Genomic DNA, 24,292 nt, shown 5'->3' on the forward strand with positions numbered 1-24,292 from the left:
CCGGCGCCTAACAGGGTTCGAAGGTTCCCGTGAGGTGCAGCCACCATGCGGGGGTCAAGTCGGCAAGGTGCTGGCGCAGCACGCCCGCAATGAGGGGCAGGAAGGCAGCCAATCAGCACGCCATCGTCAGCGGCCTCGATGCGTTTGAACAAGAACAGCTCAGCGTGCTGCTCGCCAAATTGCTGGCGACCGCGGAGTAAGCGCGCGGCGCGCAAGGGGGCAAGGATCGGGCACTATCCCGCCGCAACGTCCCTGTCCGACGGTCAGGAACTTCCAGCGCCAGAGCGCCCTGCCAGCGCGAGATGAGGGCTGCGAACATACGGTCCGGTGCGCGGTTCCGGCATGATCCTAGAGACAGCTGCGAACCAGGGCCCGCCGCAGGATCTTGTCCTCCAGCGAGTAGTACAGCCAGATGTCGTCCCCGATCACGAGGCAAGAGGCCGCGAAGGCGATGTCGGTCGCATCGCGGCTCCTTGCCGGAGGCGGCATGATGAGCGGTTCGAGGCCGCGTCCGGTCACTTTGCCGAAGTCGGGGGAGAAACTGATCCAGCCGATCCGCCACCGGGCGTCCATCGTGGCGCCGTTGTAGAACATCACCGGGTCGCGCCCGTCCTGCTGAACGATCGGGCCGGTCGACAAGTGCCAGTTGTCCCAGCCCTCTTCACGGATCGAAAAGGGGTCCTCCACCACGGTCCACGGCCCCTCCACCGTCGGGCCGATCGCCATTCCGATCCGCGAGGCATTGTCCCTGGCATATTCGTAGAACAGCCTGAAGCAGCCGTCCGTCCCCTGCGCCAGGGTCGCTTCCTTGATATTACCCTCGCCGCGCGGCGCCGTGAGCATGACACGCTGCTCGTGAAGCTCCGTGAGCGCCGGACCTTTGGCCACCAGCAGCGAGCCTTGCTGACGTGCGGCGTCTACCCCGGTATAGAAAACGAGATAGGCGCCGTCCTCGCCCCGCACGACCGTCGGGTCCTCGCATCCACCAGCGTCGTCGGGGTTGGGCCCCGGTATGATCGCCGGAGTTTCGCGCATCCGGAAATGCAATCCGTCATCGGAATCGCCGCCCCAGATGACGCCGGTAGGGTCTGCTGGACCCAGCGGGCTCGGCAGCACGCGGACGAGCATTCGATATGTCTCTCCTTCCGTCCAGACGAACGGGCTCATCAGATCGTGATGGGCGAGCCGCCCCTCAGGCCCCGCCACATCGAGCGTCACATCCTCCAGCGCCTCCACCACATAAGCGACCATGGGCTCAGGCTCCCTGGGCGACGGTGAGCGACAGGGCTCCGTCGATCGTCACGGTCGTTCCGGTGATGTAATCGGCGGCGGGCGAGAGCAGGAACAGGATGAGATCGGCAACTTCTTCCGGCGTGCCGGCCCGGCCCCAGGGTATCGCGGCCTCCTTTCGCTGCAACTCCTCCGGATGGTCCAGCGCGCTCTGGTTCATCGGCGTCAGGATCATGCCGGGGGCAATGCCGTTTACCGCGATATGCTTCGGTGCCAGTTCGAGCGCGAGCGTGGCGGTCAATTGTGCCAGCCCGCCCTTGGCGGCGTCGTAATCCGCCCCGCCTGGACGCGGCGCGCGTTCATGGATCGAAGACACGTTGACGATCCGGCCCCCGCGTCCCGCATCTTCCAGACCACGCACCATCCGGCGGCAGCTCAGAAAAGGTCCGTAGAGATCGACGCGGACAAGCCGGTCGAACTGAGCCAGCGCCATGTCCCGCAGCATGACGCCGGACATGTTCAAACCGGCAGAGTTGATGAGGAGATCGACGGTACCGAACCGCTGTTCGGCCATCGTGAAGAGATTCTCCACGGCCTGCTCGTCGCTGACATCCGCCTTTATTGCCGCTGCCTGGCCCCCGTCCTGGGCAATGGCGGAGACAACGGCATCGGCCGCTTCCGCATCTTCGAAGAAAGTCAGCACCACGGGGACGCCGCGTTTCCCCAGCTTCAGGGCGGTGGCACGGCCGATGCCGGATTCGCCGCCCGTCACGATTGCAACCGAGGTCTCTTCGAAGGGAATGCCGAGATGTGTCATGCAATCGGCAACACCTGAAAAGACCGGGAGTGCCGTCCCATGTCGAACAGCGCGCAAAAAGTAGCAACGGCGCCTGTCAGAACATCGCGCGCGCGCCGAAGACCGCCGAAACGCCCGAGACGCCCTCGCCCGCGGCACGCGCGAAATCGGCAGTCCCGCCCAGCTTGCGCTCCCAGTTCACGCCCACATAGGGTGCGAGGGAACGATTGCGCTCGTAGCGCAGCCGCAAGCCCAGTTCGAGCCGTTCGAAACCAGCGCCCACATTCAGTTCCGGCACGTCCTGGAAGGCGAAATCCACTTCGGCTTCGGGCTCGAACACCAGCGACTGGGTGATCCGCTGAGTATAGCCCGCCTTGCCGCGCGCGTGGATGTCGCCCTTGTTCGAGACCAGCAGCTGGCCTTCCAGTTCGAACCAGTAAGGCGCCAGTCCCTCGATGCCGAGCAAGGCGTAAGTGCGCCGCGGATCGGGCCGGAAATCCTGCCGCATGCCCAGTTGCAGATTGAACCACGGGTCCAGCGCATGACGCCAATAGGCGCCCAGTTCGATGCGCTCGGCCCGTTCGCCGAACAGGCCTTCGCCCTCGCTGGCCAGCACCACGCGGTCGATATCGCCCCCGTACCAGGCCTGTCCTTCCCAACCGAAGCCGTCGCCGCCCTTGCCCGACCGCCATTCGAGCTGATCGACCTGAAGCGCGAATGTGCTGAACGTCATTTCCTTCACCATTGCCGCACGCGACACCGCCATGCGCGCAGGCGGGAAGAAGCGATCGGCGGGAAAATCGGTTGGCACCGGCGGCGGCGGAGCATCGCCCGGTTCGTCGGAGGCGTTGACTTTGGGCATGGCATGCGCGGCGTGATCCATTCCGTTCATGTCACCCGCGCTCATGTCCATCTGCGCATGATCCATGGAGCCGTGATCGCTTCCGGCATGTCGTTCGGCCTGCGGTGCTGTCGCATCGGTTTCCTGCGCCTGCGCCTGCGCCTGAGCGTTCGCCTCCAGCGCCAGCATGGCACCGGGCAGCAACAGCGCGGCAAGGATCGGGAAGCGCCTCGTCATCAGGCTTCCTCCGCCCTGCGTACCGTCACGACGCGCATCATCCCTGCGTGCATGTGGAGCAGCATGTGGCAATGGAAGGCCCAGTCTCCCTCGCCGTCGGCCGTGAGGTCGAAGGAGACCTTGCCGCCGGGCAGCACGTTGACGGTATGCTTGCGCGCCCGGTGTCCCGGCTCTCCGTTGACGAGTTCGAAGAAATGGCCGTGCAGGTGGATGGGGTGCGGCATCATCGTGTCGTTGACCAGGTTGACGCGCACGCGTTCACCCAGACGGAACGGGATCGGCGCCGGGTTCTCCGACATCGCCTCGCCGTCCATGGACCACATGTAGCGCTCCATATTGGCGGTGAGGTGGACGTCGATCTGGCGGCTCGGCGTGCGCGGATCGGGATTGGCGTCGCGTGCGCGCAGCTGCGCATATGTCAGGACGCGGTGTTCCACCGTCTCCAGCCCGGTCGGCCGATCAGCCAGCCGGTCCACCGGCATGGGAGACAGCATCGCGACCCCCGGGCCCATCTTCACGCCCGGCGCGACGGACGGGTCGCGCATCGACATCGAGTGACCCTCCATGTGGCCGGTCATTTCGCCGGACGCCGGCTGGCTGAGGTCGATGACGCCGCCGGCTCCCATGTCCATGCCGGACATATCCATACCCATGTCGCGCATGGTGAGCACCGGGCGGGCGCGCAGCTTCGGCGCCTCGGCCACCAGGCCCGGCCGCTGCGCCAGCGTGGCGCGGACGAGGCCGGAACGGTCTATCGCCTCCGCCACGATGGCATGGCTCGGGGCCGTCCCCGGCTCGACGATGAAATCGTAAGTCTCGGCAATGGCGATCTGGACTTCGTCGGTCTCGACCGGCTGCACGGGATTGCCGTCCGCCGCCACCACGGTCAGCGGCAGGCCGGGAATGCGGAAATTGAAATTGGTCATCGAAGAGGCATTGATGACGCGCAGGCGCACTCTCTCGCCCGGCGCGAAGAGCCCGGTCCAGTTCTCGGCATGGCCGTGGCCGTTGATGAGGAAGCTGTAAGTGGAGCCGGTCACGTCCGAAATGTCAGTGGCATCCATCCGCATCTGCGCCCAGGCGAGCCGCTCGGCCAGGGTCTGGTCCCGCCCGGCCAGCAGGCCCGAAAGCGTCTGTCTCTGCCGATTGAAATAGCCGCCCTGCATCTTGAGCCGGCGCATCTGCTCGTGCGGATGGATCGGGCTCCAGTCCGACAGCACCAGCACATGCTCGCGGTCGCAAGCCAGCGGATCGACGCCTACAGGATCGATCACGATGGGCCCGAACAGCCCTTCGGCTTCCTGCATGCCGGAGTGCGAATGGTACCAGAACGTGCCGGAATGGGTGAGCGGGAACTCGTAGAGGAAAGTCTCGCCCGGTTCGATGCCGGGGAAGCTGACGCCGGGAACGCCGTCCATCTGGAACGGTACGAGCAGACCGTGCCAGTGGATCGAGCTTTGCACTTTCAGGCGATTGGTGACAGCGATCCGCACCTTGCTGCCTTCCCGCAGGCGCAGCAGCGGCGCGGGCAGCGTGCCGTTCACGGTCACGGCATGGGCAGAGCGGCCTCCGGTGGTGAAGTGGCTCTCGCCGATCTCCAGCGCGATGCTGTCTCCATAGAGCACTTCCGATCCCGCGCGGGCGTGAGCCAGTCCGGCCGTCCCGCTGCGCGCCCAGGCGGGAAACATGCCGAGCGTTCCGGCCACGGCACCGCCGAGAGCGAGAAAACGCCTGCGTTCCAGCAGGAGGCGAAACTGACTATCGTGAAGCGACATGCATCCGATACGCGGCGCGGCGCCCTATCCCTCGGAGAGAAACGACAATTTCTGCCGCGCGCGGTAGATCCGCGTTTCCACGGCCTTGCGGCTGATGCCCAGGATCGCGGCGGCCTCTTCCTGAGAAAGCCCCTCCACGGCGCAGAGCAGCAACGGCTCCTTCAGGGCATCGGGCAGTGCGGCAACGGCAGCGTGAATGCGCTCCACCGCGCGGCGGGAGGAGAGCGTTTCCTCCGGGCCGGACGCCGGGTCGACAAGGCCGGCCGCCGCCTCGATCGGCAGGGCGAAAGCGAAGAAGCGCCGCACTTTGCGCCGGCGCGCCCAGTCGTGGCATTTGTTGAGGGCGATGCGCAGGATCCACCCGCGAAACGGACGTGCCGGATCGTAACGGCGCAGCGCCAGGAAGGCGGCGACGAAGCTCTCCTGCGTCACGTCGAGCGCATCGGCCTCGTTGCCCAGATGGCCGCGCACCATGCGGAACACCGCGTCGCGGTGCCCCTCCATCAGCGCGGAAAAACCGGCCTGCCGCCCGGCCAGCGCCGCCGCGGCCGCTTCGGCCTCCCAGCGGACCGCTTGCGTGGCTGCCCCGGACACGCCGGGTCAGTCCTGCGGCGCGGTGGTCAATGCCTGGGCGACGGCCCGGTCGAAGCGAGCGGTCTGGTCGGCGCGCAGCACCGCGCGCATGGCGAAGACGTGCCGGAGCGTGGCTTTCTGCAATTCGCCCATGGCCACGTGCGAACGGTCGACCGCTTTCTCCACGTCCGGGCCATAGGCATGTTCATGTGCGATGGCGCGGGCGAGATCGGCGTTGGCAGCCGTCAATTCGCCTTCGAGCTGCTTCCGCCGCCCGGCGAAATCCTGCTCCAATCCGTCTATCCGCCGCTTCTGGCCAGCGTCCAGATCGAGTTCGCCGTGGAGCAAGGCGTGAATGCGGCTTTCGTCCGGCGCATCGGCGCGCAGCTTCTGGCCGATCCACAAGGCGGCCAGCGCCACCAGGAAAGACAGCAGGGCGACGAGTCCATAGCGATAGGCCTGCCGCACGATCAGGAGGCCAGCAAGTGCGAGGGAGCAGCCGCCGGCATGCCCAGCAGCGGTTCGACATGGGCATGGCGATGCTGCGTCGGTGCCAGCGGCATCGACAAGCCGCCCCAGAGCCCGACCACCGCCGCCACGCCGCAGGCCAGCACGAAGCCGCGCCGCGCCGACAGTCGCTCCCGTCCGGCGGCCAGACCTGCCATGACCGGCCCCTCCAGCCCGCCGAGCGCCGCGGGCACGGATTCCCGGCGCAGCCGCGCCAGCATGTCGTCGAGTTCGTTCATCGGCCCGGTTCCATTTTCCAACCTTCTGCTCGCGATACGCACGGGCGTAGCGCATCCCTTGAAGGCCGCGGGTAAAAATTCCTGCCGAGCGCGCAAGGGATCGGCTGAGGCCCTGCGTATGGTTTCAGGCGAGCCGGAGCAAGCAGCATCGCCCGGCCCCCTTATCGGAGCTTTCATGCGTTTTCCTGCATTCCCGCTTTCCTTGCGATCCGTCCTGGCCCTGCACCTTGCCCTTGGCGCGGCCGGGCTGGCACCCGCGGCATTCGCCCGCCCGGCCCTCGTCGCCGCCGATCCCGCTGCCGATGCCGCCGTGACCAAGCCGACTGTCCTGACCCTGACGTTCTCCGAAGCGCTCGACGCGACGCTCTCGGGGCTGGACCTTGTCATGACCGCGATGCCTGGCATGGCCCGCCATCAGCCGATGCCGATCAAGGGCTTCCCGGTGAAGGTCGAAGACCGCAGGATCGCCGCCGCGCTGCCCCGCGCCCTGCCGGCCGGCACTTACCTCCTGACCTGGCATGCCGCCGGCGCCGATCGCGACGGTGCCACGGGCAGCTTCAGCTTCACGGTGCATTGAGCCTCTGTTCCGGCGCGGTGAATTGGGGCACAGTCAACCCATGGCCGCGCTGAGGATTCCCGGGCCCACCCAGGCCCTGCGCAACCTGCTCGTGCGGCAGGTTCGCGCCGTGTTCAACGATCGCAGCAAGGGCGAAACGCCCGTCGTGCCCTCCCGGCATGCCCTGTTCGAACCGGACAGCCCCATCCGCATGGTGCATGCCGATGTCGTGGCGATGATGGTGGGCGGCATGCGCGCCCTGCTGCTGCAGATGCTCCATCCGGCCGCACTTCAGGGGGTGCTGGACCATTCCGATTTCCGGGAAGACGTGGAAGGCCGCCTGCGCCGCACCGCGCGCTTCATCGCCGTGACCACCTATGGCCATCGAGACGAGGCGGCACGCGTGGTCGGGGTGGTGAACGCCATCCATTCGCGCGTCATGGGGACCCTGCCAGACGGCACGCCTTATTCGGCCACCGATCCGCGTGTGCTCGCCTGGGTGCATCTGGCAGAAGCGACCAGCTTCCTCGAAGCCTATCTCGCCTACGGCAACCCCGCGATGCCACCCGAGGCGCAGGACCGCTATTTCGAGCAGAGCGCCGTGGTCGCCGAGATGCTGGGCGCCGCGCCGGTCCCGCGCGATCGCGCGGAAGCGGCGGCGCTGATGTCGGAAATGCGCCAGGACCTGCGCGGCAGCGCGGCAGCCCGCGAGGTTGCCGCGTTCCTGCTGGAGGGAGAGGGAGCACGGCGGCCCGGCACCGCCATGCGCGCGCTGGGCGCGGCGGCCGTCGACCTGCTGCCGCCCTTCGCCCGCACGATGCTGGAACTGCAGCGGCCGGGCCTCTCGGCCATTCCCGCACTGGCCGGAACCCGCGCCATGGCCGGCGCCATTCGCTGGGCCTTCGCGGGGAGCGGCTGAGCGCGGCACAAGCGGCGCGCGAGGAACGGCGCCCTGCGCGGGCCGAATGGTCGGCCGGCGGGGATATATCGCGCTTCCGCCCGCGTTCTGCTTCCATGTCCGACCAGCTCGCGTCCGACAAGCTCGTCACTGAAAAGGAAGTTCACATGGCAGATCTCAGCGCAATCGCCGAACACATGGAAATCATCGGCGCCGACGGCGTCCACATCGGCACCGTCGATCATGTCGAGGGCGACCGGATCAAGATGACCAAGGCCGACAGCGGCTCCCACGGCAGCCACCACCACTACATTCCGGGCGGACTGGTCGCTGCGGTGTCGGACGGACAAGTCCGCCTCTCGGCCGCGGGCGACGTGGCGCTCCTGTTCGAAGAGGAACAGGGCGGCGAAGCCATTTCCGACCATCGCGCCTGATCGACCCAATACGCGGGATCAAGCTGCGCGATCAGGCAGGCTGATCAGGCAGCGAGAGGCAGTTCGCGTGCGGCGGCAGGAGCTTCGGCTTCGGTCGCCGCAGGCGTTTCGGCCTGGGCAGTGGCCTTCGCCAGCGCGGGGATGTGGCGTTCGGCCATGACGACATCACGGCGATAGGCGAAATAGAGCGAAACAAGCGAGAACATCGGGAATACCTTTGAGGCGTGCAGCGCAGTGCTGCATTGCAACATTCCCGCTATGTGATCTCAACTTGCGCTTGCTGCAAATGCAAGCACTTCGCTTTGGATTGCATATTGCGCAATTGGGAGCCGGTACGACTGTAGAGATGTCGCTACCGGCGGCGCCATTCTCGGCAAAGCAACGCAATTGACGCTAATGCAAGCGTGATCGTGCAAACCGGGCAAAGTGTGCTCCCTGCCCCTTGCACCTTTGTCCCCTTCATGAAGAAAGACGGGACGGTTCGGCCGGACAAAACCCGGCTGCCTATACGGTTGGGAGCGGCAAAAATCGGCTCGCTGCCGCGAAAACTCAGACCGCGATCCGAGATTGCGTATAACGCAATTTTGCATGTGCGAAGCGAAACAGACCGGCAATCTTTGCGAGTCGACCGCCGCGCCGTGTGGGCGCGGCGGTCCTCTGCTTATTCCTCGTCCGGATAAGGGCCCTTGCCGCCATCCTTGATAAGCTGGTCCACGCGCTGATCGATCAGCGGCAGCGGCACGCCGCCCAGTTCCAGCACGGCGTCATGGAAGGCGCGGATATTGAACTTGGGACCGAGCGCGGTCTCCGCCTTCTTGCGCGCGTCCACGAAGGCGAGCTGGCCCATGTAGTAGGACAGGGCCTGCCCTGGCCAGGAGATGTAGCGGTCCACCTCGGTCTCGATCTCGTGATCGGAAAGCGCCGTGTTGTCGCGCAAGTATTGCTGAGCCTGCTCGCGGGTCCAGCCCATGGCATGGATACCGGTATCGACCACCAGGCGCGAGGCGCGCCAGGCCTGATAGCTGAGCATGCCGAAGCGGTCATAGGGCGTTTCGTACATGCCCATGTCCTCGCCCAGCGCCTCGCAATAGAGCGCCCAGCCTTCGCCGTAGGCCGAGAGGTAGCTGTCGCGGCGGAAGGCCGGCAGGTCCTTGTTCTCCATCGCCAGCGGCATCTGCATGGCATGGCCCGGCGCGGATTCGTGCAGGGTCAGCGCGATCTGCGAGTAGAACGGGCGGCTGGGCAGGTCGTAGGTGTTGACCAGATAGATGCCGGGACCGCCGCGGCCACCCGTGTAGAAGGGCGCAACGTCGTCCGGCACCGGCTTGATGGCGAAGCGGCTGCGCGGCATGTGGCCGAAGAACTGGTCCGCCTTGCCGTCGAAGGTCTTGGCGATCCAGGCAGCGCGATAGAGCAGCTCGTTCGGGGTCTTGGGATAGAATTGCGGATCGGTGCGCAGGAAGTGCAGGAACGCCTTGAGGTCGCCCTTGAACTCCACCTGCTGCATCACTTCGGCCATCTGCGAACGGATGCGCGCCATTTCGCTGAGGCCGATCTGGTGGATCTGCTCCGGCGTCCTGTCGAGCGTGACGAACTCGGCGATCTTCGACTGGTAATAGGCCTTGCCGTCCGGCAGGTCGTAGGCCGCCAGCGACTTGCGCGCGCCGACCTCGTATTCGCTGCGCATGAAGGTGAGCAGCTTGGCATGGGCCGGCACGACGCCGCCGGAAATGAGCGTGCGGGCCTCGGCGCGCAGCTTTTCCTGCTCGGCGGCAGGGATCGTCGAAGGTAGCTTGCGCAGCGGCTCATAGAACGGCGAGGCTTCCGCCGTCTTGGCCTGGACCACCAGCTCGATGCCCTTGTCACGTCCGGTCAACGTCACTTGCGGGCCGGTGAAGCCGCGCTTCAGGCCCGCGCGCATGTTCTCGATCTGCTGGTCGTAATAGCGCGGGATCTCGCGCAGCATCGCCAGGTAGTTCTCGGCGGCGGCCTGGTCCTTGACCGGGTTGCGCGCCCAGTCGGCCAGATCGCCCCAGAAGCTGGTGTCGGCGTTGAACGGCTTCTCGTAGTCGCGGAAGCGCTGCGAGGCGAGGAGCGCGTCGACCTGGCCCTTGTAGACGGCGAAGTTCACGCGGTTGGCGGGCGAGAGTTGCTTCTGGTCGATGGCGGCAAGCTGGCCTTCCACCTGCTCCCAGCGCGCGAGGCGCTCGGCCTGCGCCTTGGGGCCGAGGTCGGGCAGGGTGATCTTGCAGTCCTTGGGCGTGTCCTCGCAGGGCGCGAACTGACTCTGGCGCCAGGTATATTCCGCCGTGTAGACCGCCTCGAACGCCTGGTCGGCGGTCTGCTTCACGGCATGCTGGGCGGCAGGAGCGGCGGCAACCATGGAGGGCGAGGCGGCCAGAGCGGCGCCGGCCAGCAACATGGCCCGGCCAACCGAATTCTTCACGTCATTTCCCCTTTCGAGAACCTCGAGAATGTCCTGGTGGAACTTCGCCGGAATGCGCAACCCCTCCTTGTCGGATCGTGCGCGCGCGATCAGGCGGCGCGATCCCGGCAGGCGCGCGCCCTGCCCTTCGATCATGTCGAACATGGCTTCGGCGCGGCGCAGATGCTCTTCTACACCCGCGCCCAGGAAGCCGGCCGGGTCGATGGCGATGATGAATTCGCCGCCGATGGGAGAGCCGCCGCGGTCCTGATCGGCCGCCATCGATTCCGCGCTGGTCATGTCGCCGATCAGCGGACCTGCCAGCAGTTCGACCATGGCTGCGAGTGCCGAGCCCTTGTGGCCGCCGAAGGTGCGCATGGCGCCATCGAGCACGGCCTTGGCATCGCTCGATGGATTGCCCTCCGCGTCATAGCCCCAGTCGAGCGGGATTTCCTTGCCCGCGCGGCGGTGCAGTTCGATCTCGCCGCGCGCCACCGCGCTGGTGGCGAAGTCGAACACGAAAGGCGTGCGATCGGGGCGCGGCCAGCCGAAAGCGATCGGATTGGTGCCAAACACCGGCTTGGTCCCGCCCGCTGGCGCCACCCACGAGTGGCTTGGCGTGAAGGCGAAGGCGACGAGCCCCTGCTCGGCCAGCGCCTCGACCTCGGGCCAGAGCGCGGCAAAGTGGACGACATTGTTCAGCGCCATGGCGGCGATGCCGAACTTCCGTGCCTTCTCGACCAAGAGCGGCATGCCGCGCTCGAAGGGAAGCTGGGCGAAGCCGCCCTTCCCGTCCACGCGCACCAGCGCCTGGGCAGGCTCGCTCACTTCGGGCACCGCATCTGGCACCACGACCCCGCGCTCGACCGAATTGGCGGCAACGAGCAGGCGGTAAAGCCCGTGCGAGGTGCAGCCGTCGCGCTCGCCCGACACCATGGTGTGGGCGACCGCGGCGGCATGATCGGGCGCAAGGCCCCAGGCTTCGAGCACCGTGCGGGCGAGTTCGTCCGCCTCGGCTATCGTCAGGGCAACGTCTTCACTCAAGGATAGGCTCACTTCTTCTCGGTAAACAGGCGCACGCCGAAGACCGGACCGGCCGAGCTGCGATCATGCGGCACGAAGCGCACCTTCACGCTGCTCTTGCCCTTGGTCAGCGCCTCGGGCAGCGGATAGTCAACATCGAAGAACTTGCCCGCCGCATCGTTGTCGAGCTTCTGGGTGGCGATCTTTACGTTGTCGACCAGGATGTCGAACACCCGCGAACGCTCGCTGCCCCAATAGCTCGCCTGAAGCAGCAGCGGGCCCGGCTTTACCTTCATCTTGAACTCGAAGAAGCCACCCGAGCGGGCATCGCGTCCGTTGCGGCCACGATAGGAGACCGGGTACGAGATTTCCGAGGTCAGCTCGTGGTCGCGCTCGGGCTGCATTTCGCCCAGGTGCATGACGTCGATCGAGCGGGCGGCGAGGTCCTTCTGGCGTGCCTGTTCGGCCAGGAACGCGGCTTCTTCCGTCTTCCAGCCGCTTTCGGTGAAGCGCTTGAAGTAGACGGCGCTGCGGCGGTCGTACTGGCTGTAGAACGGCGCGAACATGCGGTCGCCCGGACGGATGATGCCGGTGGTCTGGTAGCGCGGACGGTCCGAGACCATCGGCGCGAAAGCGGCCAGCGGATTGTCTCCCACCATGGCGGGCTCCACCCCGGTGAACTCCATTTCGGCCGGGCCGAGATCGGCGGCCATGACCATCGGGCCGCGAACGACGGCCACCACGTCCTGCGAACCCTGCGCGGTTTCGAGGCGCAGTTCCAGCGGCAGGTTGAGCGCGATCACGTCGCCCTTCTTCCAGCGGCGGTCGATCACGGCATAGCCGCCGACGGGCGTAGCAGGCACCGGCGCGCCGTTGACGGTGATGGTGGCCTTGCCGTTCGACCAGCCCGGAATGCGCAGCGCCACGGCGAACTTGCCCTGCTTCACCGCATCCAGCGTGATCTTCACGTCGGACTTGAAGGGATATTCGGTGGCGATGGTGAAGGCCGCGCCCTTGGCCTTCCACTGCCCGGTCGAGGGGATGTAGAGGTTGACGAAGAAGGTATCATCGCCTTCCCAGAAAATGGAATCGCCGTGCTTGGAATGACTTTCCATGCCCGAGCCGACACAGCACCAGAAAGCTTCCTCGCCCGGGCCCGAATAGCCGCGCGGGGCGCCGCTCATCATCGGGGTCATGTAGGTGAAGCCGCCCGTCTCGGGGTTCTGCGCCGACATGACGTGGTTGAGGTGCGCGCGTTCGTAATAGTCGAACAGCGCGCCGTCCGGCTGCCACGCGTAGAGCTGACGCGTCAGCTTCAGCATGTTGTAGGTGTTGCAGTGCTCACAGGTCGATTCCGTGAGGTGCAACGCGACGGTATCGGGCTCGAAGAAATACTCGCGGTCGGCATTGCCGCCGATCACGTAGCTGTGGTGCTGGGTCACGCGTTCCCAGAAGAAGCGGGCGGCGCGGCCCGGCTCGTCCTTGCCGGTCAGTTCGTGGATGCGCGCCAGGCCGATCAGCTTGGGCACCTGGGTATTGGCGTGGAAGTTGGAGAGCTTGTCCTCCTGCGCCACCAGCGGATCGAGCACCTTCTTGTCGTAGATGCGCTCAGCCACCTTGAGCCAGCGCAGGTCGCCGGTCTGCGCGTAGAGTTCGGCATAGCTTTCGTTGAGGCCGCCATATTCGCAGCCCAGCAGTTCCTGCATCTGCTTGTCGTCAAGCGCGGCGAAGACCTTCTCGAAGTAGCCGCCCAGGCCGATCACGACTTCCAGCGCCTTGGCATTGCCCCAGGCCGAATGGATATCGAGCAGGCCCGCGAAGTACTTGTGCACGGTGTAGAGCGGCGACCACGATCCGTTGAGGTCGAACCCGCCGGACTTGATCTCGCCGCGCATGACCTCGGGGAAGATTTCCCGCCCGTCGACGACCTTGCCGTCCTTGGTCTTGCGGCCGAGCGCACCGATGTAGCCGTCCTGGCGCTGCGCCTGGCAGAGCGCCAGTTCGTCGACGATATAGTCGGCGCGGCGGCGGCATTCGGGGTTGCCGGTCTGCTGCCAGGTCAGCACCAGCGCGGTCATGTAGTGGCCCAGCGTATGGCCGGCGATGGTATCGGATTCCCAGCCGCCGTAGATCGGCGCCTTGGGCTCCAGCCCGGCGTACTTGCGGAAGTTGTGCAGGAAGCGATCGGGGCTGAGCGACATCAGGTAATCGACATTGACGTCCACCGCCGTGGCATAGTCCGACGGCGCCAGGCGCACGTCGGTCAGCGGCAGCGGCTTCGCCTTGATCGGCAGCTTGGGAGCGACGACGGCCGCAAAGCCCTTGAGAGGGACAGAGCAAATAGCCAGCGCCGCCACGCCAGCCATCCATTCGCGCCGATTGGCCTGCATTTTAAAACCCCTATCGAATATCGTATACGGTATTGATAGAACGAGGGGGTCTGGAGTCAATCCTTTCTTTGCAGCAATTCCGTCACGACTTCAGCGGCGCAGCGCCACTTGGGTATCGGCATGGGCGAGTTCGATCAGCGTGATCATCGCCTTGCGGGCCTTGGCGGGATTGCCCTCGGCGATCTGCGCATAGAGGGCGTGATGCTCGGGCATGGGATCGCGCGGACTGTCCTGCATGCCGTGCTTGATCGCCGTCGTCGAGGCGATGGCGGTCGAGATCGAGTTCGACAGCGCCAGCAGCATCTCGTTGCGGGTGGCCTCCATCAGCAGTTCGTGGAAGCGGATGTCCGCCGCCCGGCCCTTGGGGCTGGTGAGGGTATAGCGCTCCATCGAATCCAGCGCGTTGGCCATGTCCAGCAATTGCCGCTCGTCTCGCCGCAGGGCAGCCATTTCCGCTGCTTGCGGCTCCACCACCATGCGCAGTTCGAACAAGTCGCGCAGGAATTCGTCACTGGCGCCGCACTGGATCTGCCAGGAGAGCACATCGGGATCGAGCAGGTTCCATTTGCGCCGCTCGTTCACGCGAGTCCCCGCCTTGGGCCTGCTGCTGACCAGGCCCTTCGCCGTCAACATGCGAAACGCCTCGCGCAGGACCGAGCGCGAGACGCCGAGCAGTTCGGCATGCTCCACTTCGGCCGGGAATACGTGCCCCGGAGGATAGTCGCCATTGACGACATGCGTGGCCAGTCTCTGGGCCACTGCATGATGCAGGCGCCCGCTCAACAGCGGAAGCGCTTCGCCGGCCTCGCCTGATTCCATGCCCGGCCTCTTGTTTGCCATCATGCTCGCTCTCGTCGTTTGCATTTGGTCTGTAATATCGAAACCGATCTGGCTAGCCTGAAAATGAACAGATTATATATCGTATATTTTTTTAAGGCATCAAGAACGTCGAATGGCGGGTGGAAGATGGCCCTGCAGCGGCATGCTATAACGGCCTGACGGGAAAGCGCAGCACCACGCTCAGGCCCGGACGATTGTCGCTGAAAACGACCCTCGCCCCGTGAACTTGCGCGATCGCGGCGACCATGCTGAGCCCCAGCCCTTCACCGGGGATTCCCGCCGAACCCTCGGCGCGGTAGAACGGCTCGGTCACCCGCGCAAGATCGGCGGGGGACAGGCCCGGCCCGTTGTCCGCCACGGCCAGCAGAAGCTCTGCGCCCTGCCGCCCCGCCCGCACATCGACGCGGCTGCCGTCCGGCACATGCTTCACGGCATTGTCGAGCAAGTTGGACATCGCCTGGAACACCATGTCCAGATCGAGATCCGCCACCAGCGGCCGCCGCGCGTCGAGCACCAGATCGATACCGCGCCGCTCGGCCTCGGGCTGGTAGAATTCCACCACGTCTTCCAGCAGTTGCACAACGTCTGTGCGCTGAAGATGCACCGTCGCCCGGCCGCCTTCCAGTCGCGAGATGCGGATCAGGGCTGCGAAGATCGCCCGCAACCGGTTGGCCTCGACGATAGCTTCGGCCACTGCCTGCCGCGCGGCGGGATCGCCTCTGAAATCCTCGCCAAGATCGTGTTCCAGCACTTCCAGCTTGCCCGCCAGACGCGCCAGCGGGGTGCGCAGCTCGTGCGCGACATTGTCGGACACGCGCCGCACCGCCTCGAACAGGGTCTCGATCCGCGACAGCATCAGGTTGAGCGTCGCGCAGAGCCGGTCGAAATCATCGCGCGTGCCGCGCACCGGGACACGGCCGGACAAGTCCCCCTCCATCACCTGGAGCGCGGTGTTCACCACCGCCTCGATCCGCTTGCCGATGGCCTGGCTCATCAGCCAGCCGCCGGTTATGCCCAGCGCCAGCGAGCCGAAGAGCATCCAGAGAGCGCCGGTGCGCAGCAGGTCCTCGTCATCGACGATGTCCTGCACGTCGCGCCCCACGATCACACGCGCGCCGTCCGGCATGGCCCGGTCGCGGACGAAAGCGGAATGGTCGATCTCGAACCCGTCGACGAACTTGTCCGCCTCGATCACCGAAAGATCCCGCGCCGGCCGCGGCGGCCAGCTCGGCAGATTGGCGGCCACGATCTCGCCATCGGGCGCCACCAGCACATGGAAGGGCACGCGCGCCGCAGCGGTATGCGCGCGCCGGTCCAGCGCCGCGCGGGCCGCGGCGATCCCCGACTTGCGATAGATCCGCGCCACCTCGCCCGCCTCGGCCTCCACCGTGGCCCGCACGTCCGCCATCGGCCGCACCACCCGCCACCAGTACCCCGCGCCGAACAGCAGGCCGACGGACAGGCTGAACAGCAGCGCATAGGTCAGCGCCAAACGGAACGACAGGCTGCGAAAAAGGCGGGTCATGGCCGCATCATCCCGGTATCAGGCCGCGGTCATTCGGGGCGCATGACATAGCCGAGGCCCCTGATCGTATGGATCAGCGGCGCCTCGTCCTCCCGCGCGATCTTCTGCCGCAGCTTCGAGATGTGCTGGTCGATGATATTGGTCTGGGGGTCGAAATTGTAGTCCCAGACGTTCTCCAACAGCATGGACCGCGTCACCACCCGCCCGGCATTGCGCGCCAGATAGGCCAGGATTCGCAGTTCCCGCAGGGTCAGGTTGATCCGCCGCCCGGCGCGCGAGACGACATGGGCGACAAGGTCGATCTCCAGGTCCGCCACCCGCAAATGGTCGCTCGGCTCCGCAACCGCCGCGCCGCGCCTGCCCAGGCTCTCGACCCGGGCGAGCAGTTCGGACATGGCGAAGGGCTTGGCCATGTAGTCGTCCCCGCCCGCCCGCAGGCCGCGCACGCGCTCGTCCACATCGCCCAGCGCACTGACGATCAGCACCGGCGTGGCGTTCTCCGTCGCCCGCAGCGCCGCCAGCAGCTTGAGCCCGTCGAGCGAAGGGAGCATGCGGTCCAGCACGATCACGTCGTAGATCTCGCAAGTCGCCTGGACCAGGCCCTCGCGCCCATCAGCGCAGTGTTCCACGACATGCCCGGCCTCGCGAAGCCCTGCCGCGACATGGGCGGCCAGGCTTTCATCGTCTTCGACCAGCAGTATCTGCATTGTTCGTGTCCGGGCGGGATTAAGGACGGGAATCGTGCTCGTACCGGCACGAGGCCGCGCCGTCGAGAGCGGGGTCGGCCCGGCAAGATGGGCAAATCCAAATGTTTCCGCAATCATCCCGCGACGGAAATCGCGCATGGGGGCAGGATGTCCGCTTTGATTGCAGCCCCCTCGCACGTTCCCATGCCGCCGCCCGCCACCACGCTGCGGGGCGCGAAGCCCGGCCTCATCCATGTCCTGGCGATCGGCGGCGCGCATCAGTTGCCCCATATCGTCCCGGTGGCCTGCGAACTGGAGCGGCGCCATCCGGGCACGGTGAAGATCTTCGTGCCCAAGGCCGCCGATGCCCGCGCAGTGCGCGATCTTGCCGCCGGCATGGGGCTGCCGCTGCCGGCCCTGGTGGAGATGCGTCTTCCGCCCGCACTCGGCGCGATCGTTCCGGGCTTCGCGCGCAAGCTGGCCCGCCTGCTCTACTGGTCGCCGCTGCTGCGCGATGCCGAACTGATCCTCTGCGCCGAGCGGACCTCGACGATCCTGCCGCGGCTGTGGAAGCAGTGTCCGCCGCTCGTGCACATTCCCCACGGTGCCGGAGACCGCGCCGTCGGTTTCGAGAAGCGCTTCGAGCTGTTCGATCACGTCATCGTGGCCGGCGCCAAGGACCGCGACCGCCTGCTGGAGGCCGGTCTCGTCACCCCGGAACGCTGCACGGCCGCCGGCCCGATCAAGCTCGCCGCGATGCTGCGAACGGGGATCGACCGCGCGCCGCTGTTCGCGAACGGGCGCAAGACGATCCTTTACAACCCGCACTTCACCAGGAAGCTCAATTCCTTCGATGCGTTCGCCCGGAAACTGATCGAGGCCGTGGTCAAGGACGGCCGCTACAACCTGGTCGTCGCGCCGCACGTCCGCATGGCCGCGCGCTGGTCCGCGCGCCAGCGCCGCGAATGGGAAGCGCTGGCCGTGCCGGGGCAAGTGATCGTCGACCTGGGCTCTCCGCGCTGCAACGACATGACGTATACCTGCGGCGCGGATCTCTACCTGGGCGACGTCAGCAGCCAGGTCTACGAGTTCCTGATCCGCCCGCGCGCGTGCCTCTTCGTCAATGCCCATGGCGCCGACTGGCAGGACTGCGAGGACTACGCCATGTGGCACTTCGGGGATGTCGTCACGCCCGATGCCGACCCGATCGCCGCGATCGACCAAGCCTTCGCCGATCACCGCGCCTACGTGGCCTGGCAGAAGGAGCGGATGCGCTATTCGATCGGCGGCCTCGACTGGAAGCCCGACGGCACCCCCTTCATCGCCGGCGAGGATCCGATCCGCATTGCGGCGGATATCGTCTCGCGCACGGCCGGGCTGCAACCCGCGGCGGCCTGAAACGCGGAAATGCGCCCGTTCCTTCCGGCACGGGCGCATTTCCTTGCACTTCATTCGTCGTCCGAGCGGTGTGAGCCCTAGCTCATCCCGCCCATGGCGCGGACGTAAGCCACATTGGCCCGCATCCGCGATGTCTGGACGCTGATCCACGAACGCTGCGCGTCCAGCGCGTCGGTCTGCGCCGTCACCACTTCGAGATAGTCCGCCGCGCCGTCGCGGTAGCGCGAGAGCGCGATCTCGCTGGTGCGCTTGGCTGCCTGGGCCGCCTCGCTCTGCGCGCCGGCCTGGTTTTCGAGGTGATGCATAGCCGCGATCGCATCCTCCACGTCCTGGAACGCGCCCAGCACAGTGGAGCGATAGTTCGCCGCCACTTCCTCGTACTCCGCACGCGACATCTTCACTTGCGACTTGCGCGCGCCGCCGTCGAACAGCGTCAGCAATGCCGAGACCGGGCCGAGCGACCAGAACGTGTTGGGCGTCTTCAGCAGATCGCCATGCGTCGTCTGCCAGCCCCCTGCCGCGCCGAGGCCGATCGACGGGAACCATGCCGCTTTCGCCACGCCGATACGGGCATTGGCGGCAAAGACCCGGCGCTCTGCCGCCGCGATGTCGGGACGGCGCTGGAGCAGCTCCGACGGCACGCCCACGGAAACGCCCGGCACGTCGAGCGGCTCGCTGCGCATCGGCAGGGAGAACTCGGTCGGCGTCAGCCCGATCAGCGCGGCCAGTTCATGCTCGGTCGCCGCGCGTTCGTTGGCGACGGCCGAGACTTGGGCGCGGGCATTGCCGAGCACCGTGCGGGCGCGGTTGACGTCGATGCCCGAGGCGATACCGCCCGAATGGCGCGTATCGGTAAGCTTCAGCGCCCGTTCGAACGCCTCCACCGAGCGGTTCAACAGGTCTGCCTGCGCATCCAGCCCGCGCAGACGCAGATAGGCGTCCGCCACCGAAGCCTGCAGACTGAGCCGCGCCGAGGCGAGATCCCCGCCGGTAGCGACCGCTTCCGCATCGGCTGCCTTCACCGAATTGCGTACCCGGCCCCAGAGGTCGAGTTCGTAGGACAGGCTGCCGCCGACCACATAGTCGTTGTAGGTCCGTGCCGAGCCGGTCGACAGCGGCCGGCCCGCCGAGACGCGATCGCGCGAGGCTTCGCCGCTGACGCCGACCGTGGGATAGAGGTCCGATGCGGTGACACCGGCAGCGGCGCGGGCCTGGTCGTAGCGGGCGAGCGCGGCGGCCAGCGTGGGGCTGGCGGTCTCTGCGCGCTTTTCCAGATCGTCCAGCGTGGGATCGCCGAACATCGTCCACCAGTCACCGCGGGCCTCGGCATCGCGCGGGGCGGCCTGCGACCAGCCCGCAACCTCGCGGAAAGCGGGCGGAGCAGCGGTTTCGGGCGCGTGATAGTCGGGCGCCATGGAGCACCCGGCCATCGAGCACCCCGCAAGCAGCAGCGCAGCGGCTGCGCCGAACCTAGCCGCCATGGGCCGCGCCCTTGGCATCGGCAGGGGCTGCAGGCTTCTGGATCTTCACCGCGTCCCCGCTGCGCATCGAATCCGGCGGGCTGTCCACCACCCGCTCGCCCTGCTTGACGCCGACCGAGACCACCACCGTCTTGCCCAGATCGCGGGCGATGGTGACGGGGCGCACCGTCACGCGGTTGTTGGCGCCGACGATGGCCACGCTCGGGCCCTTGTCAGTGTAGAGGATCGTGCTGCCCGGCAGGGTCAGGCCCTGCACGCCGCCCGCCACGTCGAAGTGGGCCTGGACGAAAGCGCCCGGCTTCAGCGCGCCTTCGCTGTTGTCCGCCTGCACTTCCACGAGCACGGCGCCGGACTGGGCATCGACGGCCCCGGCGCTGCGGGTGACGGTGCCGGGGAATGTGCGGCCCGGATATTCGGGCAAGCTCAGGTCGACACCGACGCCCTGCTTGACTTGCGCCGAGTATATCTGCGGCACGCGGACATAGACGCGCATGCGGTGGACGTCGGAGACGGTGAACAGCGGCTGCGCAGCGGCATTGCCCGCCACGACAAGCGCGCCGATCTGCGCCGAACGGCTGGTCACGATACCTGCGAACGGCGCGGAGAGCCGGGTGAAGCCGCGCGTGGCCTCAAGCTCGCGCACGCTGGCGAGCGCGGCATTGGCAAGCGCGGTCTTGGCGGCGAGATCGCCCGCCTTCTCGTCCACTTCCTGCTGCGAGACCGCGTCCTGCTTGAGCATGGCGCTCCAGCGCTTGGAGGTCGTGGCGGCAAGGCGCTGGTTGGCCAGCGCGGTCTGATAGTCGGCCTTGGCCTGCGCCAGCTGCTGGTCCACTTCCGGTGCGTCGAGCACGGCCAGGGTCTGTCCGGCCCCCACCTTGTCGCCGATGTCGGCCTGCCAGCTGCGCACGTAGCCGTTGGTGCGGGCATAGATCGCCGCGCTGTTGAAGGCCTGCGCGGTGCCGGGCAGCGCAAGGCCGCCGGCATCGGCCGCGCCGGCCGGAGAGACGACCGCGACGGTGGGCACCGCGGCGTCTTCGGCCACGACTTCCAGATCGCGCGTGGCGCTCAGGCGGCTGGCGATGCCCGCGCCGACCACTGCCAGCGCGATCACCGCGGCGCCGATTCCGACGCGCTTGAGGGTGCGGCTCTCCGGTCCGGTGGACTGGTGAGCAGGTTCAGAGGTCGAATCATGCATGGGCGGCCTGCACTTCCTGGGGGGCGGCCTTCTCGCGGCGACGGCCGTGGACGAAGGCGAAGACGGTGGGAACGAAAAGAAGGGTTGCGATAGTGGCGCAGATCAGGCCGCCGACGACGGCGCGGCCGAGCGGAGCGTTCTGTTCGCCGCCCTCGCCAAGGCCGAGTGCCATGGGGCCCATGCCGATGATCATCGCCAGCGCCGTCATGAGCACCGGACGGAAGCGGACGAGGCCCGCCTCCATGGCCGCCTTCACCGCGTCGCCGCTTTCCGCGAGCTTCTCGCGCGCGAAGCTGACGACCAGGATCGAGTTGGCCGTGGCCACGCCCATGCACATGATCGCGCCTGTCAGGGCCGGGACCGACAGCGTGGTTCCGGTCGCGAACAGCATCCACACGATCCCTGCCAGGGCGGCCGGCAGCGCGGTGATGATGACGAAGGGATCGAGCCAGGACTGGAAGTTGACCACGATCAGCAGGTAGATCAGAACGACCGCTGCCAGCAGCCCCCAGCCGAGGCCGGAGAAGGCGGTGTTCATCGTCTGGTACTGGCCGCGGATGGTGATCGTCGAACCCTTCGGCGCCTCGGCCTTGAGCGAGTCGATCGCGCGCTGCACGTCGCCTGCCACGGCGCCGAGGTCACGGCCTTGCGGCGTGCCGTAGATGTCGATGACCGGCGCGATGTTGTAGTGCGAGACGACCGGGGCCGTGGTCGAGCGGGTCAGCGTGGCCAGCGCGCCAAGCGGCTGCGGGCGGGTACCGGCGGCGGCCCCTGAAACCGGCAGGTTCGACAGCTTGCTCATGGAATCCACCGCATATTCCGGTGCCTGCGCCACCACGGCATATTGCACGCCGTTGTCGGGATTCACGAAGAACACCGGCGCGGTCTGCGAGGTTCCTGCCAGCGAGTTGCCGAGGCTGGTGGTCACGTCCTTTTCGGTGAGGCCATACTGACCGGCGCGAGCGCGATCGACGTCGACGTCGAGCTGCGGCGAATTCGCCGGCTGCTGGAGACGCATGTCGGCAAGGCCGGGGATACGCGTCAGCTTGGCCATGAGCTTGCGCGCATAGACGCGCGAGGCGGCCAGGTCCTTGCCGGCGATCTGAACGTCGATCGGCGAAGGCGAACCGAAGTTCAGGATCTGGCTGGTGATGTCGGCCGGCAGGAACGAGAACTGGGTGCCGGGGAACGCGCGCGGCAGTTCGCGGCGCAGCCGCTCGACATAGCCGTCGGTCGGGGCATGGCCCTTGTTCAGCGTGATCAGCATGTCGCCGTCCTGCGGACCGATGGTGCCGCTGTTGTTATAGACGGTGTTGATCGAGCTGACCGGCAGGCCGATATTGTCGGTGATCGAGGCCACTTCGGCCGCGGGGATCATCTGCCGCACTTGCGCGCCGATGCGTTCGAAGCGCAGCGCCGTCTCGTCGATGCGGGTGCCGACCGGCACGCGGACGTGCATGGCGATCTGACCGGAATCGACGGTGGGGAAGAAGTTGCTGCCCAGGAACGGCATCAGTCCGAACGAGATGACGACGACCGCCAGGAAGCCGATCATGAAAGTCCGCTGCCCCTGAAGCGCCCGGTGCAGCAGGCCGAGATAGCCATCGCGCAGCTTCTCGAAGCGGGCTTCGAAACCGCGCTGGAAACGGACCAGCGGATTGCGCGAATCCGGCGCGCCGGCATTGTGCGAATTCTCGCCATGCGGGGCGTGCGGCTTCAACAGGTACATCGCCATGGTCGGCACCAGGGTACGCGACAGGATGAACGAGGCGATCATCGCGAAGACCACCGAAAGCGCCATCGGCACGAACAGGTAGCCTGCGACGCCTGGCAGGAAGAACATCGGCACGAAGACGATGCAGATGCAGAGCAGCGAGACGAAAGCCGGGGTGACGATCTGGGCGGCGCCGTCGAGGATCGCCTCCATCACGCCCTTGCCCTGTTCGAGGTGCCAGTTGATGTTCTCGATGGTCACGGTCGCGTCGTCGACGAGGATGCCGACCGCCAGCGCCAATCCGCCCAGCGTCATCACGTTGAGGGTCTGCCCGAAGACCGCCAGCATGGCGATCGCGGCCAGCACCGCCAGCGGGATCGACAGCGCGATGATAACCGTCGAGCGCCAGGAGCCCAGGAACAGCAGGATCATCAGCGAGGTCAGCGCGGCGGCAATGGCGCCTTCGTGGATCACGCCGTTGACCGCGGCCTTCACGAAGAGCGACTGGTCGCCCACCGGCAGGATCTTGAGATTGTCCGGCAGGGTCTCGGCGATCTTGGGCAGGGCCGACTTCACGCCGTCGACGATCGAAAGAGTGGACGTGGCGCCGTTCTTGAGCACGGTCAGCAGGGCCGAGCGGCGGCCTTCCACATGGACGACGTTCTGCTGCTGGGCGCTGCCGTCGCGCACGAAGGCCACGTCGCGCATGTAGATGGTGGCGCCGTTCACGACCTTGACCGGCAGGTCATTGAGCGCCGCGATCGAATCCGGGGTGTTGTTCAGGCGCACCGAGTACTGGGTGGCGCCGATCTTGACGAAGCCCGCCGGGTTGATCTGGTTCTGCGCGGCGATGGCATTGCCCACGTCGACCGCGGAAAGGCCCTTGGACTGGAGCGCCTGCGGATCGAGGTCGATCTGGACCTGGCGCTGGCGGCCGCCCGAGGGGAACGGCATGGCCAGGCCCGGAATGGTGACGAGGCCGGTGCGGATCTGGTTCTGGCCGATGTCGAAGAGCTGCTGCTCGGTCATCCCCTCGCCGGACAATGCCAGCTGGAGGATCGGCACGGTAGAGGCGCTGTAGTTCAGGATCAGCGGGGGCGTGATGCCGGGCGGCATCTGGCGCAGCACCGTCTGCGAAACCGAGGTGACCTGCGCCGTGGCGGTGCGGATGTCGGCGCCGGGCTGGAAGTAGATCTTGACGATCCCCATGCCCTGGAACGACTGGCTCTCGATATGTTCGATATCGTTGACGGTCGTCGTCAGCACGCGCTCGTATGGCGTGATGATGCGATCCGTCATGTCCTGCGGGGCGAGACCCGAATAGGTCCAGGCCACCGCGATGACCGGCACCTTGATTTCGGGAAAGATGTCGACCGGCGTGCGGAAGGCCGCCAGCAAGCCGCCGATGGCGATGATGATGGCCATGACGATGAATGTCAGGGGGCGGTGCAGCGCGGTCTTGACGATACCTAGCATCGAGAACTCCATAGGCCGCCCGGCACGCGGACACGCGCACCGGACAGGCGAAT

The 24,292-nt window shown here is 66.7% G+C and carries 20 protein-coding genes; 4 read left to right on the plus strand and 16 right to left on the minus strand.

Annotated elements, in window-relative coordinates:
- Window positions 1–348: 348 nt before the first annotated feature.
- The 7 genes from AC1VV3_RS19610 to AC1VV3_RS19640 all read right to left on the minus strand — a co-directional run bounded on the left by AC1VV3_RS19610 (window position 349) and on the right by AC1VV3_RS19640 (window position 6,198).
- Window positions 349–1,251 carry a glycoside hydrolase family protein gene (locus AC1VV3_RS19610; RefSeq protein WP_482962207.1) on the minus strand — a complete coding sequence of 301 codons (903 nt, stop codon included), beginning with the start codon at window positions 1,249–1,251 and terminating at the stop codon, window positions 349–351.
- 4 nt (window positions 1,252–1,255) lie between these two features.
- Window positions 1,256–2,047, minus strand: coding sequence for an SDR family NAD(P)-dependent oxidoreductase (locus AC1VV3_RS19615; RefSeq protein ID WP_482962208.1), 792 nt, complete (start codon window positions 2,045–2,047; stop codon window positions 1,256–1,258).
- A 76-nt stretch (window positions 2,048–2,123) separates the two neighbouring features.
- Complete coding sequence (locus AC1VV3_RS19620; RefSeq protein ID WP_482962209.1) at window positions 2,124–3,104, minus strand: copper resistance protein B; 981 nt, start codon at window positions 3,102–3,104, stop codon at window positions 2,124–2,126.
- Window positions 3,104–4,879 (minus strand): copper resistance system multicopper oxidase, encoded by a 1,776-nt coding sequence (locus AC1VV3_RS19625; RefSeq protein ID WP_482962210.1) that lies wholly within the window; start codon window positions 4,877–4,879, stop codon window positions 3,104–3,106. The genes AC1VV3_RS19620 and AC1VV3_RS19625 overlap by 1 nt, the downstream gene beginning before the upstream one ends.
- Before the next feature lie 24 nt (window positions 4,880–4,903).
- A complete protein-coding gene (locus AC1VV3_RS19630; RefSeq protein WP_482962211.1) occupies window positions 4,904–5,473 on the minus strand; it encodes an RNA polymerase sigma factor in 570 nt (189 codons plus the stop codon).
- 6 nt (window positions 5,474–5,479) lie between these two features.
- Window positions 5,480–5,920: a periplasmic heavy metal sensor gene (locus AC1VV3_RS19635; protein ID WP_132269308.1), complete on the minus strand. Its 441-nt coding sequence runs from the start codon at window positions 5,918–5,920 to the stop codon at window positions 5,480–5,482.
- A gap of 2 nt (window positions 5,921–5,922) precedes the next feature.
- The gene (locus AC1VV3_RS19640; RefSeq protein WP_134096120.1) at window positions 5,923–6,198 is read right to left on the minus strand and encodes a hypothetical protein; all 276 of its coding nucleotides are present in this window, start codon (window positions 6,196–6,198) and stop codon (window positions 5,923–5,925) included.
- A gap of 175 nt (window positions 6,199–6,373) precedes the next feature.
- Between AC1VV3_RS19640 and AC1VV3_RS19645 the strand changes: the two genes are divergently transcribed.
- The 3 genes from AC1VV3_RS19645 to AC1VV3_RS19655 all read left to right on the plus strand — a co-directional run bounded on the left by AC1VV3_RS19645 (window position 6,374) and on the right by AC1VV3_RS19655 (window position 8,086).
- The gene (locus tag AC1VV3_RS19645; RefSeq protein ID WP_482962212.1) at window positions 6,374–6,775 is read left to right on the plus strand and encodes a copper resistance protein CopC; all 402 of its coding nucleotides are present in this window, start codon (window positions 6,374–6,376) and stop codon (window positions 6,773–6,775) included.
- Between the two features lie 40 nt (window positions 6,776–6,815).
- Complete coding sequence (locus tag AC1VV3_RS19650) at window positions 6,816–7,673, plus strand: oxygenase MpaB family protein (RefSeq protein ID WP_482962213.1); 858 nt, start codon at window positions 6,816–6,818, stop codon at window positions 7,671–7,673.
- Window positions 7,674–7,819: 146 nt separating this feature from the next.
- Window positions 7,820–8,086, plus strand: a complete 267-nt coding sequence (locus tag AC1VV3_RS19655) for a DUF2171 domain-containing protein (protein WP_132269302.1) — start codon at window positions 7,820–7,822, stop codon at window positions 8,084–8,086.
- A gap of 44 nt (window positions 8,087–8,130) precedes the next feature.
- On the opposite strand, the gene AC1VV3_RS19660 is transcribed toward AC1VV3_RS19655, so the two are convergent.
- The 6 genes from AC1VV3_RS19660 to AC1VV3_RS19685 form a co-directional block, all read right to left on the minus strand.
- Window positions 8,131–8,292, minus strand: coding sequence for a hypothetical protein (locus AC1VV3_RS19660; RefSeq protein WP_482962214.1), 162 nt, complete (start codon window positions 8,290–8,292; stop codon window positions 8,131–8,133).
- Between the two features lie 455 nt (window positions 8,293–8,747).
- Entirely contained in the window at window positions 8,748–11,555 is a 2,808-nt protein-coding gene (locus AC1VV3_RS19665; protein ID WP_482962215.1) for a DUF885 family protein, read from the minus strand.
- An 8-nt stretch (window positions 11,556–11,563) separates the two neighbouring features.
- Window positions 11,564–13,924, minus strand: a complete 2,361-nt coding sequence (locus tag AC1VV3_RS19670; RefSeq protein WP_482962216.1) for a beta-L-arabinofuranosidase domain-containing protein — start codon at window positions 13,922–13,924, stop codon at window positions 11,564–11,566.
- A gap of 90 nt (window positions 13,925–14,014) precedes the next feature.
- A complete protein-coding gene (locus tag AC1VV3_RS19675; protein ID WP_132269299.1) occupies window positions 14,015–14,743 on the minus strand; it encodes a FadR/GntR family transcriptional regulator in 729 nt (242 codons plus the stop codon).
- A gap of 166 nt (window positions 14,744–14,909) precedes the next feature.
- A complete protein-coding gene (locus AC1VV3_RS19680) occupies window positions 14,910–16,289 on the minus strand; it encodes a sensor histidine kinase (RefSeq protein WP_482962217.1) in 1,380 nt (459 codons plus the stop codon).
- Window positions 16,290–16,318: 29 nt separating this feature from the next.
- Window positions 16,319–16,996: a response regulator transcription factor gene (locus AC1VV3_RS19685; RefSeq protein WP_132269296.1), complete on the minus strand. Its 678-nt coding sequence runs from the start codon at window positions 16,994–16,996 to the stop codon at window positions 16,319–16,321.
- Window positions 16,997–17,143: 147 nt separating this feature from the next.
- Between AC1VV3_RS19685 and AC1VV3_RS19690 the strand changes: the two genes are divergently transcribed.
- Window positions 17,144–18,373: a glycosyl transferase gene (locus tag AC1VV3_RS19690; RefSeq protein WP_465127169.1), complete on the plus strand. Its 1,230-nt coding sequence runs from the start codon at window positions 17,144–17,146 to the stop codon at window positions 18,371–18,373.
- A gap of 77 nt (window positions 18,374–18,450) precedes the next feature.
- On the opposite strand, the gene AC1VV3_RS19695 is transcribed toward AC1VV3_RS19690, so the two are convergent.
- Genes AC1VV3_RS19695 through AC1VV3_RS19705 form a run of 3 tightly spaced genes read right to left on the minus strand, consistent with a single transcriptional unit; the run spans window position 18,451 to window position 24,239 of the window.
- Entirely contained in the window at window positions 18,451–19,854 is a 1,404-nt protein-coding gene (locus AC1VV3_RS19695; protein ID WP_482962218.1) for an efflux transporter outer membrane subunit, read from the minus strand.
- Window positions 19,844–21,049 carry an efflux RND transporter periplasmic adaptor subunit gene (locus AC1VV3_RS19700; RefSeq protein WP_482962219.1) on the minus strand — a complete coding sequence of 402 codons (1,206 nt, stop codon included), beginning with the start codon at window positions 21,047–21,049 and terminating at the stop codon, window positions 19,844–19,846. The genes AC1VV3_RS19695 and AC1VV3_RS19700 overlap by 11 nt, the downstream gene beginning before the upstream one ends.
- Window positions 21,042–24,239, minus strand: coding sequence for an efflux RND transporter permease subunit (locus AC1VV3_RS19705; RefSeq protein ID WP_132269291.1), 3,198 nt, complete (start codon window positions 24,237–24,239; stop codon window positions 21,042–21,044). The genes AC1VV3_RS19700 and AC1VV3_RS19705 overlap by 8 nt, the downstream gene beginning before the upstream one ends.
- Window positions 24,240–24,292: the final 53 nt, after the last annotated feature.

Source organism: Novosphingobium sp. BL-S-34 (assembly GCF_056857015.1).